The 14459-nt window shown below is 66.4% G+C and carries 17 protein-coding genes; 2 read left to right on the top strand and 15 right to left on the bottom strand.

The window, feature by feature from the left end:
• Positions 1–24: 24 nt before the first annotated feature.
• Positions 25–357 carry a hypothetical protein gene (locus R0232_RS43045; RefSeq protein WP_281081750.1) on the bottom strand — a complete coding sequence of 111 codons (333 nt, stop codon included), beginning with the start codon at positions 355–357 and terminating at the stop codon, positions 25–27.
• 618 nt (positions 358–975) lie between these two features.
• Here R0232_RS43045 and R0232_RS43040 point away from each other — a divergent pair.
• Positions 976–1254: a hypothetical protein gene (locus R0232_RS43040; protein WP_431513435.1), complete on the top strand. Its 279-nt coding sequence runs from the start codon at positions 976–978 to the stop codon at positions 1252–1254.
• Here the strand turns inward: R0232_RS43040 and R0232_RS43035 are convergent.
• The 10 genes from R0232_RS43035 to R0232_RS42990 are packed head-to-tail and all read right to left on the bottom strand — an operon-like array spanning position 1214 to position 11510.
• Positions 1214–2383, bottom strand: a complete 1170-nt coding sequence (locus R0232_RS43035; RefSeq protein ID WP_431513434.1) for a CapA family protein — start codon at positions 2381–2383, stop codon at positions 1214–1216. The two genes, R0232_RS43040 and R0232_RS43035, sit on opposite strands and share 41 nt — an antisense overlap.
• Entirely contained in the window at positions 2380–3006 is a 627-nt protein-coding gene (leuD, locus tag R0232_RS43030; protein ID WP_431513433.1) for a 3-isopropylmalate dehydratase small subunit, read from the bottom strand. The genes R0232_RS43035 and leuD overlap by 4 nt, the downstream gene beginning before the upstream one ends.
• On the bottom strand, positions 3003–4388 hold the full coding sequence (locus tag R0232_RS43025) for a 3-isopropylmalate dehydratase large subunit (protein ID WP_431513432.1): 1386 nt from the start codon (positions 4386–4388) through the stop codon (positions 3003–3005). Before R0232_RS43025 ends, leuD begins: the two co-directional genes overlap by 4 nt.
• 4 nt (positions 4389–4392) lie before the next feature.
• Complete coding sequence (locus R0232_RS43020) at positions 4393–6078, bottom strand: 3-(methylthio)propionyl-CoA ligase (protein ID WP_431513431.1); 1686 nt, start codon at positions 6076–6078, stop codon at positions 4393–4395.
• Positions 6075–6809, bottom strand: a complete 735-nt coding sequence (locus R0232_RS43015) for a Sua5/YciO/YrdC/YwlC family protein (protein WP_203208084.1) — start codon at positions 6807–6809, stop codon at positions 6075–6077. The genes R0232_RS43020 and R0232_RS43015 overlap by 4 nt, the downstream gene beginning before the upstream one ends.
• A 13-nt stretch (positions 6810–6822) precedes the next feature.
• Complete coding sequence (locus tag R0232_RS43010; protein ID WP_203208085.1) at positions 6823–7569, bottom strand: Sua5/YciO/YrdC/YwlC family protein; 747 nt, start codon at positions 7567–7569, stop codon at positions 6823–6825.
• 14 nt (positions 7570–7583) lie between these two features.
• Positions 7584–8507 carry a Bug family tripartite tricarboxylate transporter substrate binding protein gene (locus tag R0232_RS43005; RefSeq protein ID WP_431513430.1) on the bottom strand — a complete coding sequence of 308 codons (924 nt, stop codon included), beginning with the start codon at positions 8505–8507 and terminating at the stop codon, positions 7584–7586.
• 49 nt (positions 8508–8556) lie between these two features.
• Positions 8557–9426 (bottom strand): isocitrate lyase/PEP mutase family protein, encoded by an 870-nt coding sequence (locus tag R0232_RS43000; protein ID WP_431513429.1) that lies wholly within the window; start codon positions 9424–9426, stop codon positions 8557–8559.
• A gap of 28 nt (positions 9427–9454) precedes the next feature.
• Positions 9455–10456 carry a Bug family tripartite tricarboxylate transporter substrate binding protein gene (locus R0232_RS42995; RefSeq protein WP_431513428.1) on the bottom strand — a complete coding sequence of 334 codons (1002 nt, stop codon included), beginning with the start codon at positions 10454–10456 and terminating at the stop codon, positions 9455–9457.
• 22 nt (positions 10457–10478) lie between these two features.
• A complete protein-coding gene (locus tag R0232_RS42990; RefSeq protein ID WP_431513427.1) occupies positions 10479–11510 on the bottom strand; it encodes an esterase in 1032 nt (343 codons plus the stop codon).
• A 137-nt stretch (positions 11511–11647) separates the two neighbouring features.
• On the opposite strand from R0232_RS42990, the gene R0232_RS42985 reads away from it, so the two are divergent.
• Positions 11648–12466, top strand: coding sequence for a GntR family transcriptional regulator (locus tag R0232_RS42985; RefSeq protein WP_431513426.1), 819 nt, complete (start codon positions 11648–11650; stop codon positions 12464–12466).
• A 445-nt stretch (positions 12467–12911) separates the two neighbouring features.
• On the opposite strand, the gene R0232_RS42980 is transcribed toward R0232_RS42985, so the two are convergent.
• The 4 genes from R0232_RS42980 to R0232_RS42965 all read right to left on the bottom strand — a co-directional run bounded on the left by R0232_RS42980 (position 12912) and on the right by R0232_RS42965 (position 14442).
• Complete coding sequence (locus R0232_RS42980; protein WP_431513425.1) at positions 12912–13331, bottom strand: hypothetical protein; 420 nt, start codon at positions 13329–13331, stop codon at positions 12912–12914.
• Positions 13332–13415: 84 nt separating this feature from the next.
• Positions 13416–13793 carry a hypothetical protein gene (locus tag R0232_RS42975; RefSeq protein ID WP_431513424.1) on the bottom strand — a complete coding sequence of 126 codons (378 nt, stop codon included), beginning with the start codon at positions 13791–13793 and terminating at the stop codon, positions 13416–13418.
• A 153-nt stretch (positions 13794–13946) separates the two neighbouring features.
• Complete coding sequence (locus R0232_RS42970; protein WP_395345130.1) at positions 13947–14156, bottom strand: DUF3606 domain-containing protein; 210 nt, start codon at positions 14154–14156, stop codon at positions 13947–13949.
• Positions 14157–14256: 100 nt separating this feature from the next.
• Positions 14257–14442, bottom strand: a complete 186-nt coding sequence (locus tag R0232_RS42965; RefSeq protein ID WP_431513423.1) for a hypothetical protein — start codon at positions 14440–14442, stop codon at positions 14257–14259.
• Positions 14443–14459 lie beyond the last annotated feature (17 nt).

Genomic DNA, 14459 nt, shown 5'->3' with positions numbered 1-14459 from the left:
CAAATCCGATCCGCGAAAATTGATTCAGAAGTCAAGGCGATCCTCGGCCCTCCTTGAGGGCGCAAAGCGCTCCTTGTGCGTTCGCATAAGCGTCGCACAGGGTAGCACTACCGCCAGATAGGCTCTCTCCTTTTCAACCTGCGGACTCAGCAACGATGCAACATCGTAGAGGGAGCAGAAGTCGACCCCATCGCAGGAGAAGTGGTGGCAGATCATCTCGCGCAAGGCGAACTCACGCAGCGATCGAGGCTGGCGGTGCGAATCGATCACCGTGCCTTCGGCAAGTGCCGGCAGTTGCAAGCCGTGTGATTGGTAGTAGTAGTCGATGATGTGCGTCACCGCCCTGAGCTTGGCCACGACGACAGCCTTCGCCTGTTCAAACTGTGGGGTACCTAGCTCTAGGTACTCGTTCCAAGGGGAATAGCACGGCATGTGGGTGATTGGTGTGGTGAAGAACTTCTGAAGGCATTCGCCGAATTCCTTCGATGTCCTCTTGTGGCCGAAAGTGGCTTGTGGCTGTATTTTGCCGCTCTAGCGGCGAAGCAGGCGAGAGAGGCCACGGCCGCGTCGGCGGGGATCCTTGCGTTTAGTTCGACGATCGATCGCAAGCTGCGCATTCTGCGTGGCCGCGTTCTCGAATGTTCCATGGCGTTCCGCACAGGCAGCCGGACATGACCCTTTAAGGAGCGCAGCTGTTTCGATAAGTCGTCTTATCGCAACAGCAGCTTGGACGCGCTCGATCTTTCAATCTGGAGACGAGCCGCGAAGTCGGCGGCTGAAAATGGTTTCCACTGGAAATCCTTCAGCAAATCAACAATTTAGAACAGCTTTTCGCCCATCAGCTTGAGCTCACGTGAAGTCGGGAACACATTCCTGAACTTTCCGGGACAGTTCTGCGCATAGACGGCGGGGGCTGCTCGACACCGCCATGATCGATGCCGGCACGCGACTCAGATCGTACTGAAGGCCGATGCCGTGCGCATCCGCACTCAGGCCGCCGCGGATGGCGTGGGCCACAGCGTACTGCCGTGTTCGGCGCCGTCGAAAATGATTGACGCCGGAACGATCGACGTGCGCAAGGTGCAGGACCTGACGGTCACCTGGTCACTGCTGCACGTGCGCAACGTCGCACCGCCCCCCAGCGTCGTCGCGCCCGTCGACATCACTGCCGGCGCCGCAAGATGCGCACCGGATGACGGCCGCTGGCCCTGCGTCACCGTCCTGCATGGCCGGGGCCGGGTCGAATCGAAATGAGGTCACCGTTCTGCCGGATGTCGCTGTCCAGATCCGCCAGCCAGTGAATCCGCTTCACATAGGCCAGGAAGCGGGCAAACGCAGCTTCATCTGACGCGGGAATCGGCACCGGCTGGCCCTTCGTGTTGATCATGCACGGCGTCAGTTCGACGACCGGGTCGTGACCCGCCCGAAGCCCGACATGGGCCACCACCGTCATCCGCGACTCCTCATGGAAGGGCACGGTCGGGTAACCCTCGCGCGAGAAAATGCCGTACTCGCCGTAAATCTCGATGGTCTCGCGCACCGCGGCGGGCGACGCGATCTTCTCGATGTCTACGAGGTCGAATGCGAAGTTGCCGAGCCCGTGCAGGATGGGCTTGCCCTTGTGGAAGTCCACGCCCTTGAGAATGTGCTGGTGGTGCCCCAACACGACGTCCGCCCCATGGTCGATGGCGAGCCGCGCCAGAATCCCTTCGTACTCCGCCAAGCTGGCGGGAAAGCAGTGCACGCCCCAGTGAAAACTTGCCACAACGAAGTCCGCGTCCATCTTCGCGGCCTCGAAGCTGCGGGCTACACGCGCAGCGGCCGCTTCGGTCGGCCGTGACCGCACATGCGGCGGGCTGCCGGGTTGCCGGTGCAGGTCGTGGTACTCCGTCGCGATCTCCAGCATGGCAACGCCGTCGCCATCGGCCGTGGCCGCGGCGTTCCACGAACCGATCATTGATGCGGCGACGAACGCCACCCGCTTGCCGTCGGATGTCACATGGACCGGGGCAAAGGCTTTGTCCAGGTTGCGTCCATAACCGACGGGCTGGATGCCCTCGCGGCGCAGCCTTTCGACGCTGGACTGCATGCCCGCGCGGCCCCAGTCGTTGATGTGGTTGTTAGCTACCGACATGACGTCGAACCCGGTCTGCGCCAGCGCGTTGATGTTGTCGGGCGACGCGATGATCGCGGCCATCATGTGCGCGTCAGGTGTCTCGTTGACCGCGTAGGTGCCTTCCGAATTGCCGAAGGTGATGTCTCCTGCCTTCAGGAGCTCGCCGACGTGGACGAACGACTCCGCCGGGTTGTCGCGGTTCAGGAAGACATCGCCGACGGCAACGAGGCAAACCAGCCCCGGGGTCTGCTGCGGGCCGTCCGTCATGCGTCCGCCCGTTGCGCCCAAGGGCGGGCCATCCGGTCACCCTGCTCGAAGCGGCGGATGTCATCTTCGGCCTGTAGTGTGAGCGCCACCTCGTCCGTCCCGTCGATCAGCCGCTGCCTGTGCGCCGGGTCGATCTCGAAGGGAAACCACAGGCCCGTGCTGAGGGCAATCCGCTGCGCCTGCAGGTCGATGGCGGCGTCAACCGGCTCCTGAGAGCCTGCGATGGCCTCGTGGACACTGTCCAGGTCGGCTTGGGAAAGCATGATGGGCAGGATGCCGTTCTTCAAACAGTTGCTGTAGAAGATGTCGCCATATGAACTTGCGACCATGACGCGCACACCGAGGCCGGCCAGCGCATAGACCGCACCTTCGCGCGAGCTGCCGCAGCCGAAGTTGCGGCCGGCCACGATCACGCTGGCGCCGCGCCCTTTGGTGGTGTTCAGCGGGAAATCCCCGCGCTGATTGCCTTGTTCGTCGTAGCGCAGCGCATTGAAGGCGCAGCGCCCGAGCTCGCTGCGCGGCACGCTGAGCAACTGCTGCATCGGGATGATCACGTCGGTGTCGATGTTGTCCAGCGGCAGGCTGGCCGCGCGGCCGAAATGGCGAAGGAATGGGACGGTCATGGCAGTGCATCCATCAGGGGTCGGGGATCGGCGATCTTCCCGGCCAGCGCCGAGGCGGCGGCCGTCGCCGGGCTGGCCAAGTGGGTCCGCGCGCCGGGGCCCTGTCGGCCCACGAAGTTGCGGTTGGAGGTGGACACGCAGCGCTCGCCCGCAGGCACGGTGTCGCCGTTGGTGCCCACGCACATGGAACAGCCGGGCTTGCGCCACTGGAACCCGGCCTCGCGAAAGATCGCGTCGAGCCCCTCCGCCTCGGCCTGCCGCTGCACCGCCTGCGATCCCGGCACCACCCAGGCCCTCACACCGCTGGCCACCTTGCCCTTGCGGGCAATGCCGGCGGCGATGCGCAGGTCCTCGATGCGGCTGTTCGTGCATGAGCCGATGAAGACGTGCTGGATCGGCGTGGCCTCCAGCTTCTGGCCCGGCTTGACGTCCATGTAAGCGCGCGACGCCTCCAGTTCGCTGCCGCCGGGGACGGCTGCGTCGATCGCCATCCCATGCTGGACGCTGGTTCCCCACGTGATCTGCGGCAGCAGGCCGGACACGTCGAACTCGACTTCCTTGTTGTAGACCGCGCCCTCGTCGGGCCGCAGCGCGCGCCATGCCTCGACGGCGGCGTCCCACATGTCGCCCACTGGCGCCGACCTCGCCCCCGCGAGGTAGCTGAAGGTGGTCTCGTCGGGCACGACGTAGCCGATGCGGGCGCCAAGTTCAACCGCCATGTTGCAAAGCGTCGCGCGCTCCTCGATGGACATGCGGTCCACAGCCTCGCCCTCGAAGGCCAGCGCATGCTCGCGGCCGAAGTCTGCCTGTAGGCTGGCGATCAGAGCCAGCGCGATGTCCTTTGCAAATACGCCCGCGCCGGTTCGCCCGATCAGGCGGACCCTGGCCTGGTGCGGCTTTTTCACCCAGATCGCCTGCGTGGCCAGCACGTGCGCCACCTCGGTGGAGCCGATGCCCAACGCCAGCGCGCCGACCGCGCCGTGGGTCGTCGTGTGGCTGTCACCGCAGACCACCAGCAGCCCGGGCAAGGTCAGGCCGTCTTCCAGCGCGGTGACATGGACGATGCCCTGCCGTCCCGACTCGCGGCCGAGATGCTGGATCGAGGCCTGCGCGGACAGCTGCTTCAGCGGTTCCACGAACCGGCGGTTGGCCGGCAGCGTTGCCGCCTCGCCGTTGGGCTCGGTCTCAATCATGTGATCGGGAATGGCCACGCTCAGGTCGGGTCGCCGGATGGGGCGGCGCGCCGCCTGCAGGTCCTCCAGGCCGAGCGTGCCGCTCAGGTCTGTCAGATAGTGGCGGTCCACGAAGAGCAGGTCCAGGCCATCGGCCGAGGACTTGATTCTGTGCGCGTTCCAAATCTTGTCCAGTGTGGTGGATGGCATGTGGCTATCCATTGGTTGTGGTGGCCGCCGTCACATCCGGCAACCGGTAGTCCCTGAGCTGCTCGCGCAGCCTCGTCTTGAGCATCTTCCCGGTCGCGCCGAGCGGGATCGACTCGACGAACACCACGTCGTCGGGCACCTGCCACTTCGCCACCGTCTTGCCGCGGTAGAAGTCCAGCAGTTCCTCCTTTGCGAGCTGCGCGCCGGGGCGCACCACGACCGCGATGATCGGCCGCTCGTCCCACTTGGGGTGGGACACGCCGATGCAGGCGGCCATGGCCACGGCAGGGTGCGCCACGGCGATGTTCTCGATGTCGATGGAGCTGATCCATTCGCCGCCGGACTTGATCACGTCCTTGCTGCGATCGGTGATCTGAAGGTAGCCGTCGGCGTCGATGGCGGCCACGTCACCCGTGGGAAACCAGCCGGCGCCGTCCGCGTCCCTGACCAGCGGGTTACCGCCCTCACCCTTGAAGTATTCGCGCACGATCCACGGGCCGCGCACCAGCAGGTCGCCGCAGGCCTTGCCGTCCCAGGGCAAGTCCTCGCCCTGTTCGCCGACGATCTTCATCTGCACGCCGAACAGCGCACGCCCCTGCTTTTGCAGGACCGCCAGTTGTTGCTCGGCCGGCCACGCGAGGTGCTTCTTCTTCAGCGTGCACACCGTGCCCAGCGGGCTCATCTCGGTCATCCCCCAGCCGTGCAACACCTCGACGCCGTAGCGCTCCCTGAAGGCGCGCAGCATGCTCGGCGGGCAGGCCGCGCCGCCGATCACGGTGCGGTTCAGCGCGGTGAAGCGCAGTCCGCCGGCCTCCATGTGGGCCAGCAGCATCTGCCACACGGTCGGCACGCCGGCGGCAAAGGTAACGCCTTCGCCCTCGATCAGGTCATGGACGGACTTGCCGTCCAGCGCCGGGCCCGGAAACACGAGCTTGCAGCCGGTCAGCGCGCCCGCATAGGGAATGCCCCAGGCGTTGACATGGAACATCGGAACGACCGGCAGGACCGAGTCGCACGACGAGATGCCCATGGCGTCAGGCAGCGCCGCGGCGTACGCGTGCAGCACGGTGGAGCGGTGGCTGTACAGCGCCGCCTTCGGGTTGCCGGTGGTGCCGCTGGTGTAACACATGCTCGACGCCGTGTTCTCGTCGAACACGGGCCAGTCATAGCGGTCGCTGCATGCGTCGATCCAGGCTTCATAGCTGAGGAGGCCGGGTATGCCGCTGTCCTGGGGCAGCCTGTCCGCATCGCACAGAGCGATCCACTGCCGCACCGAGGGGCAACGCGCATGCACCGCCTGTACCAGCGGCAGGAAGCTCAGATCGAAGCACAGCACGTCGTCTTCGGCATGGTTGATGATCCAGGCCACCTGGTCGGGATGCAGCCTTGGGTTGAGCGTGTGCAGCACCCGGCCCGCGCCGCTGACGCCGTAATACAGCTCCAGGTGGCGGTAGCCGTTCCAGGCGATGGTGCCGACGCGGCCGGAGGGCGCGACACCGGCCGCGTCCAGCGCGTTGGCGACCTGCCGCGAGCGGCGGGCGATTTCGGCCCAGCTGGTCCTGTGGATGTCGCCCTCCACCCGTCGCGAGACGATCTCGCCGTCTCCGTGATGCCGCTCGGCAAACACGATCAGGCTTGATATCAGCAGGGGCTGTTCCTGCATCAGCCCAAGAAGCGCCGGCCCGCTCATTCCACGCCTTTCAGGCCAAACTCGTTCAGGTGCCCCGAGGGCAGCTGCTCGAAGCCAGGATCAGGTGGCAGCTCGAGGCCGAACCAGCGCCTGAGCACGCCGGAGATCAGCTCGTAGCAGGCGCCGATGCGCACGACCTGCAGGGTGTCGAAGTTGATCAGCGTCCCGGCGCGCCGGTAGGTGTGGTAGCGGCGCAGGCCGTAGTCGATCGTGATGTCGGCAATGGCCTTGATCTCCGGCGGAATTTCGTCGACCGAAAAGCGCGGCCCGGTGCCGGTCAGGTTGGCGGACGAGCCGAACAACGGCACCACCTCCTCGCGGCTCAGGCGCGACAGTTCCTTGTGGAACGGGCCCGCATTCAGCAGGATGCCGATGGTGCCGACGGCCGAGCTGGCGCGCATGCCTTCGTCGCCGAGCTTCTGCAGCAGCGGATGGCCGGCGCGGAAGCTGCCGATCACGCCCACGGGCAGGTCGTGGTCGGCCACCAGCGCCTCGACCATCTGCTGCGCGCGCGGGCTCAGCCGCTGCAGCTCACGCTGGGTCTCGAGGTCCGCGCCCATGGCATTGCGCTTGTGGCTGCCGCGCTGCTTGGTGTCGTAGATCCTCTGCAGCGGGTCCATCGACGAGCCGCAGCAGGCATAGCCGGTGTCGTTCGGCACAATGGCGATGCCGCCGGCCTTGATGATGTCCATGGTGCGCCGGGCGTCTCCGGCGATATCGATGCTGTTCATGTCGCCTGCCCTTTCAGCTGTAGCTGACTTCCTTGAATGCGAACTCCTGCAGGTGGCCCGACGCATTGACCTCGCGCCCCGGGTCCTTTGCCAGGGTGACGTTGAAATGCCGCTGCAGCACGTCGCAGATCAGCTCGTAGCAGGAGCCGATGCGCAGGCACTCGACCTCGCCGGTCGCAAAGCTGAGCGTGGTGGCCGAGCGCTGGTAGTGGTGGTACTTGCGCAGGCCGTAGTCGATGATGACGTCGGCAATCGCGCGCAACTCGGGCTGGATGTCTTCCACCCGGAACTTCGGGCCGGTGCCGGTCAGATTGGCCGACGAGCCGAACACGGGCAGCTCGGCTTCGCGGCAGAGCCGGCAGACTTCCTCGAACAGCGGCCCGGCATTGAGCAGCAGGCCCACCGTGCCGTGGCCGGTGCTGGCCTCGATGAGGCGCGGATCGACCTTGGCCATGAGCGGATGGTCCTTGCGGTAAGGCGCGGCCACGCCGACGGTCAGGTTGTAGTCCTGCGTCAGCATCTCGACCATGTCCTGCGAGCGCTGGTCGAGCACGTGCAGTTCGCGCTGCGTTGCCATGGAAGCCAGCATCGCGTTGCGCTTATGCCCGCCGCGCTTCTTAGCAAGGAAGATGCGGTGCACGGCGTCATACGTTCCGCCCATCAGCGCATAGCCCGCGTCGTTGGGGATGATGGCGATGCCGCCACTCCTGAGGGTGTCGAAGATGCGACGGGCATCGCCCTTGATGTCAAGTCTGGTCATGGTGATTCCTTGGGTTATTCGAGGGGGTGGCGTTTGACGAGCGCGCCGAGGCGGTCGCCCTCGGCCTTGACTTGGGCGGCGAATTCGTCGGACGTGCTGACCAGCGGCTCGGCGCCCGCGGCAACGATGGCGGTGCGCACGTCCGGCGCCTTTACCGCCTCGCGAAGGGCCGCCACCAGGCCCTGCGCCGCGTCGGGCGGCAGGCCCCGCGGCGCGAACAGGCCGAACCAGTTGACGGACCGGTACTGGGCAAAGCCCGCCTCAGCCGTGGTGGCGACGTCGGGCAAAGCACTCGCGCGCCTGTCCCCTGTCGTGGCGATGAAGCGCAAGGCACCCGTCTTGTGGTGGGGCAGCGCCGCGGTAATGCCGGTGAACGCCATGTCGACGTTGTTGGCGATCATGTCGGTCACGATGGCGGCCGTGCCCCGGTAGTTGACGATGACCGTGCTGTCCAGCTTCTCTTCCGAGACGAACTGGCGCGACATGATGCGCGACTGGTTGTCGGTCGTGGCGACCGAGCAGCGCTGGCCGGGTCGGCGGCAGTACTCGACGAATTCAGCGAGCGATTTCGCCGGCAGCTTGCCGCTGATCACCACCGCATTGGAAGCCTGCGCCACCGCCGTGATGGGCTGCAGCTGGCTGACAGGGTCGACGCCCTTCAGGCCCGGCGTGTACCGGGTCAGCACGATGGCCGGCACCTGCATCAGCAGCGTGGTGCCATCGGGCTTCGCGTCGATGACCTTGCGGGTGCCGATGAGGCCGTCCGCGCCCGGCAAGTTCTCGATGACCACCGGCTGGCCCCAGATCACCGAAAGCTGTTTGGAGACGGCACGCGCCACGCTGTCGGTGCCGCCGCCCGGCGTGTAGGGCACGACCAGGGTGACGGGGCGAGTTGGCTTCCAGGGCGTGGGCGTCGCCGCCACTGCGGCCAGGGACATGCACAGGAGCGCCAGTGCTGCCGAAGTCCGGAGGGTTCTGCGTGTCATCTCAGCGCCCCATCGTTTCGCCGGCGTTGAAGCGGGTGCGCAGCGCGTCCCACTCGTCGGCACCGAACCGCCGGAACGTCTCGGCGACGCCGCGGGTGATGGTGGGCGGCATCTGGGTCGCCTTGAGCTGGGCGAGCGCGGCGTCGGCCGCTTCCATGGCCGCGACGAGCACCAGCCCCGGCAGGATGGCCAGCTTGTAGCCCATGGCCCCGGCCTCGCGCAGGTCGATGTTGGGCGTGCGGCCGCCCGGCACCACATTCAGCAGACAGGGCCCCTGCACCCGCCTGGGCACCTCGGCCATTTCCTCCAGCGACTGCGTGGCTTCGACGAAGGCGATGTCGGCGCCGGCCTGCAGCGCGGCATTGGCCCGCCAGATCGCCTCGTCCAGATCCATCATGGCGCGTGCGTCGGTGCGGGCAATGATCACGAAGTCGGGCGTGTGCCGCGCCTCGACCGCGGCGCGAATCTTGGAGACGAATTCCTCGCGCGAAATGACCTGCTTGCCGTCCAGGTGGCCGCAGCGCTTGGGGCTGACCTGGTCCTCGATGTGGATCGCCGCCACGCCGCGCGACTCGTACTCGCGCACCGTGCGGGTCACGTTCAGCTCGTTGCCGTAGCCGGTGTCGGCATCGGCGATCAGCGGGATGTTGATCGAGCGAGCCATCACGGCCGCGTTCTCCACCATCTCGCTCATCGTGAGCAGGCCGAAATCAGGGTAACCGCGGGCCGCAGACGTGCCGGCGCCGGTCATGTAGACGGCGCCGAAGCCGGCCTGTTCGATCTGCCGCGCGCCGATGCCGTCGTAGGCGCCGGGGGCGATGACGAGGCCGGGCGCGGCAAGCTGCTGGCGCAATGTTGGGTTGGTCTTCAAAGGTTTTCTCCGTTTGGCGGTACGCCGGTTATTCGCTCAGGTGCAGGCCATTGGCCACGATCAGCGCCTTCCACTTCTGCAGCTCGTTTTTGAAGACCAACTTCGTCGCGGCGGGCGGCTGGTACGCCACGTTGAAGCCGCCGGTCTCCAGCAGCGTGATGGTTGCGGGGTCCTGCGTGACCTGCTGCAGGGCGGCGGTCAGCTGCGCCTCGATGGCAGCCGGCAGGCCGGGCGGCGCGACAATGGCCGAGCGGTAGATCGAGTTGATCTGCGGGTAGCCCGCTTCCGCCATGGTGGGCACGTTGGGCATCAGCGCGATCCGCTTGGGCGACGTGATCGCCAGCGCGCGGACACTGCCGGCCTTGACGTGGCTCAGCACGCCCGTGGTCGCGGGGAAAGCGAAGGCCACGCGGCCCGACATGAGGTCGGGCAGCAGCGCGCCGGTGCCCTTGTACGGAACGTCGGTCAGGTCCGCGGCGATGAGGCTCTTGAACTGCTCGCCGAGCAGGTGGGGCAGGCTGCCCACGCCGCTGGTGGCATAGCTCACCGTGCCCGGATGGGCCTTGATGTGGCTGACCAGTTCGGCGACCGTGTTGATTGGAAGGCTGGGCGGCGTGCACAGCACCAGCGGCAGGCCGCCCGGGCTTCCGATGAAAGTGAATGCCTGCGGGTCGTAGTTGATCTTGCGGGTGGCCGGCCCGATGGACAACGCACCGTCGTCGGTCAGGTGGAGGGTGTACCCGTCGGCAGGCGACTTCGCCACCAAGTCGGCCGCGAGCATGCCGCTGGCGCCGGGCCTGTAGTCCATGATCACCGGCTGCTTGAGCAGTTTCTGCATGCCCTCGGCCAGCAGCCGCGCCGTGGTGTCGCCGGCGCCGCCGGGGCCGTAGCCGATCAACAGCTTGATGGGCCTGCTGGGCCAGGCGGCCGGTTGTGCGAAGGCCGGCAGGGCCAGCGCTGACAGCGCCGCCTGGGCCAGGAAGTCACGGCGGCCCGCCGATGCGGGGCGTTGGGTCAGGTTCTTCGACATGTCATGCTCCTTGTGCGGTCGGTTACTTCATCAGGCGGTTGGCGCTCATCCACGCCTGGATGCGGGCGGCGACCTGGTCGGAGTTGCGGTCCATCATCACCATGTGCGAGTTGCCCTTGATGCCGTTGGCCGGCAGGTCCAGCAGGTCGGCCACGCCGCCCTGGGCCAGCAATGCGGCGCGGTAGCGATCGGGCGCGGCGCGCAGCCTGGCCCAGCCCTCGTTGCCGGCCAGGTTGTCTCCCCACACGAACAGGTGCGGTACACCCTTGACGGTGGTGAGGTTCACGGCGGCCGGGTCGGGCGCGCCACCCGGCTCCACCGCGACGATGCCCTTGACCTTGCCCGGCGCGTTCAGCGAAGCCTGCATGGCAAAGGCCGAGCCCTGGCTGTGCACAACGATCACGCATGGGCAGACCTTGGCCACCAGCGCGTCGTAGGCGGCTTGGGTCGCGGCGTTGTTGGTGGCCCAGCGCGGCACGGCCTGCTTGGCAAACTGGTCGAAGGCCTCCACCGGGAACTGCCCACCTGGGTACGCCACCCGCTGCGCCGGATCCTTGCTGTAGCCGGCGCCGATGCGGAAGCCTTCCCAGGCTTCCTGCTTGGGCCGGAAAAACGGTTCGCTGGTGTAGATCTCGGGGTAGCGTGACCAGGATGCGCGCCCGCGCTCGACCGCGTCGGACACGTAGACGTCGTGCCCCGCCTGGAGGAAGTACTGCTGCCAGCCGGGTGCGCCGTCCGGCTTGGTCTCCCAGGTCACGCCCGTGAGGCCGCCGCCATGCCACATCAGCAGCGGATAGCGGGCGCGCGGCGCGGCCAGCCTCACGTACTGCACGTAGAGCTGGCCGGTTTCGAACTCGCCGTTGGGGTTGACCTTCATCACCGGCGCGCTGGGCGTCAGGCGGAGCTCGCGCTCGGCGAGGCCCGACAGCGCGACCTGCGTCCCGCCGGCATGGAAGCTGCCGACTTCGCTGACCTGAAAGCCGCCCGTCGTGGCGCAGCCGCCAACGAGGGCCGCCGCTGCCAGCAGCATGACGCTTGTGAACGACCTTTCCATCTACTGCTCCTTGTCTCCGACGACGGGCGGTGAATTCGCCCGCCCGAATCTGTTGTTGTCATATTGTTATTACAACATAAACTTGAGTCAAGGGGCGAAGCACATGCCTTATGCTGTTTCTTTCAACAGCACCGGCCATGACCCCTTCCCCACTCGAGCACAACGCCACGCCCGCCCCGTTCTCCAAGGGGACTTCGCTGCACAGGCAACTCTTCCTCGTACTGAGGGAGGAAATTTCGCGGGGCGTTTTCGGTGACACCGGCGCCCTGCCCAAGGAAGAGGCACTGTGCGAACGCTTCGGCGTGTCGCGCATCACTGTGCGGCGTGCGCTCGCCGACCTGGCCGCGCTCGGGCTGGTGGAGCGCCGCCATGGGCGCGGCACTTTCGTGCGTCAGGACCGCGTGCCGGTGGCACGCCCCAACCCCAGCCTGGGGCTGATCGACAGCCTGCGCCAGACGGCCAGCGGTACCGACGTCCAGGTTCTGCTGGTGGAACGCGCTGAGGCGCCGGCCGATGTCGCCGCCATGCTGCAGCTGGCCGCGGGCGAGAAGGCCGTGCATGCCCTGCGGTTGCGCAGCGTCAGCGGCATGCCCGTCATGCTGAGCGACGCCTGGGTGCCCGCGCAACTGGGCAAACAGGTCACGATGGCGTCACTGCGCAAACATGCGCTCTACGAGATCCTGCTGGCGCAAGGTGTGAAGTTCGGCCGGGTGATCCAAGAAATCTCGGCCGACATCAGCGACCCCACGCGAAGCAGGCTGCTGCAGACCGAAGTGGGCGTGCCGCTGCTAAAGGTAGTGCGCGTGATCCACGACCCTAAGGGCCGGCCGATTCAGTTCATCACCGTCAGCATGACGCCCGAGCGCAGCCGGATCCTCATGGACTTTGCTGGCGATGCCGTCAACACGCTAAGCGCCGGGTACTTCATGCACGACATCCGGCTTCCACGCCAGTAGGCCGCAAGCTCGAGCGCCTCTCGAGCAAACGCACCGCCGCCGGCGGCGAGGGTTCGTCGCCGCTGCCCCAGGCGCGCATGCGAAGTAAGCGCAAGGATGTCGAGAGTACAAAGCACGATGACTCGGCGCCCTTCGGACTGCATGAGCACCTGGAGCAGCAACCCAATCCCGATCCAGGAAATTCGCAGGCGCCAAGCGGAAAGCCACGATGAGTTTCCCTGCCTTCGCGCGGCAGCGACTGCGCAGGGCGCACTGCCACCTTTCCCCCCATCACGATGACTGGGCAAGCAGCGGTCAATCGCCTGCGCGTGACCGCCTGAGCTGCTGAGATCCGTCCGCGCAACGGTTCGAGCGAGCTTTCTCGATCCTCAAGCGATAGCACGAACGCGGCCGAGCTGTTGCACACGCTGCGCATCCTTTCGACGACGCCGAACGATTCGCCCGTTCACCCCTGAAGCCGATCGAGCGACTGCACGTAGATCGCCGCCTCCGCGGGACTCATCGCATCCTCGAGCTGGGCGAGTTCGAGTTTTTCGCAATCGTGCGAGACCCATTCGAAAAGATGCGACGCCGGCATTCGGTCCATGCTCGACGCATCGCTCCACGAACTCAGCCTCGCATCAGCGCTCTCCAGGAGCATTTGCAGATCGAGCGCTCTTGAAACACGCAATGCCGCCATGTCGGCGGCGGCCAGGCCCTCGCGGCATCGAGCCCAGCGCCGCTCGCACTCCTTCACTCGCCGACAGATTCCCGCGAGTTCGCTGCTCGATGGCGACGCGCGACCGCAGCGCTCGCGCAGGCGCTGGAATTCGCAAAGGGTGTGCGCATAGCTTAGCTGCTGCAAGAGCAGCAAGGCATGGGTCAAGCGGCGCTCCGTGGGCACAACGATCAAGCCGGGCCTGCACGATGCGGCCGCACCGCATGCAGTTGCGTGGCCCGCCCGGTCCCCTTACCGATTGCGCTCGCGTTCCTTCGATTCCGAGGACGGCACCGGCCGCGCCGACGATCCCTGGGCGCTGCGCCCATTGTCCGAAAGAGCGGTGTCCTGAGGATTGGTGCGCGTCAACCCGCCGTTCGGACCGCCGCCGGGTGGACGGTTCTGGCCGGTGCGCGCCTCGGCGGGACCGTGCTCGCTGCTCAATGGCTCGGTGCCGCGTCCCGTGTCGACGCGCGGGCCCGAGGCGCCCTGGGCCTTGGGCGTGGAATTTCCCGCGGCAGGAGCGACCGATCCCTTGGGATTTCCGGTGGACGATTGCTGTGCTCCTGCGAAAGGAGTCACAAGAACCAGCGAGAGTGAAAGAAGCGCAAGCGGCTTTCGAATGTACATGGCGGGCCTCCAGAAAGAGATCGATTCTTGAAGCTTGCGATGGCATGGACGTAGGACAAGCGCGTTCCTGCTCGCGAATAAGAAAGCCAAGAAAGCCGAGGGGACCTCGATGCACGGCAATATATTCAGTCTCGCATCGCCAGCTTCACGAGTTCAGCCCTTGCCGGCCTCGTCCGTCCGCTCGGCATTGGTGGTGCCGCGCGATCCCTTGAGATGGAGTTCGATGTCCGAGGCGTTCGAGCCGACGGCGCGGATGGCTTCCTCGACCTGCCCGTGCGTGGCGTCGAGCTTGCGGGCCAGTTGATCGATGTCCGAGGCGCTCTTCGGGTTGGTGGTCTGGGATTGCGGATTCGTTGATGGCATGGTGTCTCCTGTGGGTAAAGATGGATGAAAAGTCCTGCCGAGCAGCCTTCTAGGCCTGTCCCTGACCGTCGCCCGTGCGGTCATGAACCCACCGCATGGCTTACTGCTGGCCGTGCCGTAGCGCTTCTTCGGGGGTCGCGTAGGGATCGGCGTCCTGGGGCAGCCGCGTTGCCTGGTCGGGCTGCGCCATCCAGTCCACCGCGACCTGGTATTGCCCGCGCGGGTCCGGCTCGAGCACCAGCCGGAACGCGTGGCCGCTGTAGACAAAAGCATGTTCGTTGGTCATTCGGATCTCCAGGAAGT

It is taken from the genome of Variovorax sp. DAIF25 (assembly GCF_050711835.1).
Classification (GTDB): Bacteria; Pseudomonadota; Gammaproteobacteria; order Burkholderiales; family Burkholderiaceae_C; genus Variovorax.
The sequence above is the reverse complement of the archived record's forward strand: the minus strand, read 5'-3'. Positions and strand labels throughout refer to the sequence as shown.

Excerpts from the sequence above, each read along its gene's own strand:
- R0232_RS43010 (WP_203208085.1), bottom strand. The coding sequence starts at position 7,569 with ATGACCAGACTTGACATCAAGGGCGATGCCCGTCGCATCTTCGACACC.
- R0232_RS43015 (WP_203208084.1), bottom strand. The coding sequence starts at position 6,809 with ATGAACAGCATCGATATCGCCGGAGACGCCCGGCGCACCATGGACATC.
- R0232_RS42975 (WP_431513424.1), bottom strand. The coding sequence starts at position 13,793 with ATGTACATTCGAAAGCCGCTTGCGCTTCTTTCACTCTCGCTGGTTCTT.
- R0232_RS43025 (WP_431513432.1), bottom strand. The coding sequence starts at position 4,388 with ATGCCATCCACCACACTGGACAAGATTTGGAACGCGCACAGAATCAAG.
- R0232_RS43020 (WP_431513431.1), bottom strand. The coding sequence starts at position 6,078 with ATGAGCGGGCCGGCGCTTCTTGGGCTGATGCAGGAACAGCCCCTGCTG.
- R0232_RS43005 (WP_431513430.1), bottom strand. The coding sequence starts at position 8,507 with ATGTCCCTGGCCGCAGTGGCGGCGACGCCCACGCCCTGGAAGCCAACT.
- R0232_RS42965 (WP_431513423.1), bottom strand. The coding sequence starts at position 14,442 with ATGACCAACGAACATGCTTTTGTCTACAGCGGCCACGCGTTCCGGCTG.
- R0232_RS42985 (WP_431513426.1), top strand. The coding sequence starts at position 11,648 with ATGACCCCTTCCCCACTCGAGCACAACGCCACGCCCGCCCCGTTCTCC.
- R0232_RS43035 (WP_431513434.1), bottom strand. The coding sequence starts at position 2,383 with ATGACGGACGGCCCGCAGCAGACCCCGGGGCTGGTTTGCCTCGTTGCC.
- leuD (WP_431513433.1), bottom strand. The coding sequence starts at position 3,006 with ATGACCGTCCCATTCCTTCGCCATTTCGGCCGCGCGGCCAGCCTGCCG.
- R0232_RS42995 (WP_431513428.1), bottom strand. The coding sequence starts at position 10,456 with ATGTCGAAGAACCTGACCCAACGCCCCGCATCGGCGGGCCGCCGTGAC.
- R0232_RS42970 (WP_395345130.1), bottom strand. The coding sequence starts at position 14,156 with ATGCCATCAACGAATCCGCAATCCCAGACCACCAACCCGAAGAGCGCC.
- R0232_RS42990 (WP_431513427.1), bottom strand. The coding sequence starts at position 11,510 with ATGGAAAGGTCGTTCACAAGCGTCATGCTGCTGGCAGCGGCGGCCCTC.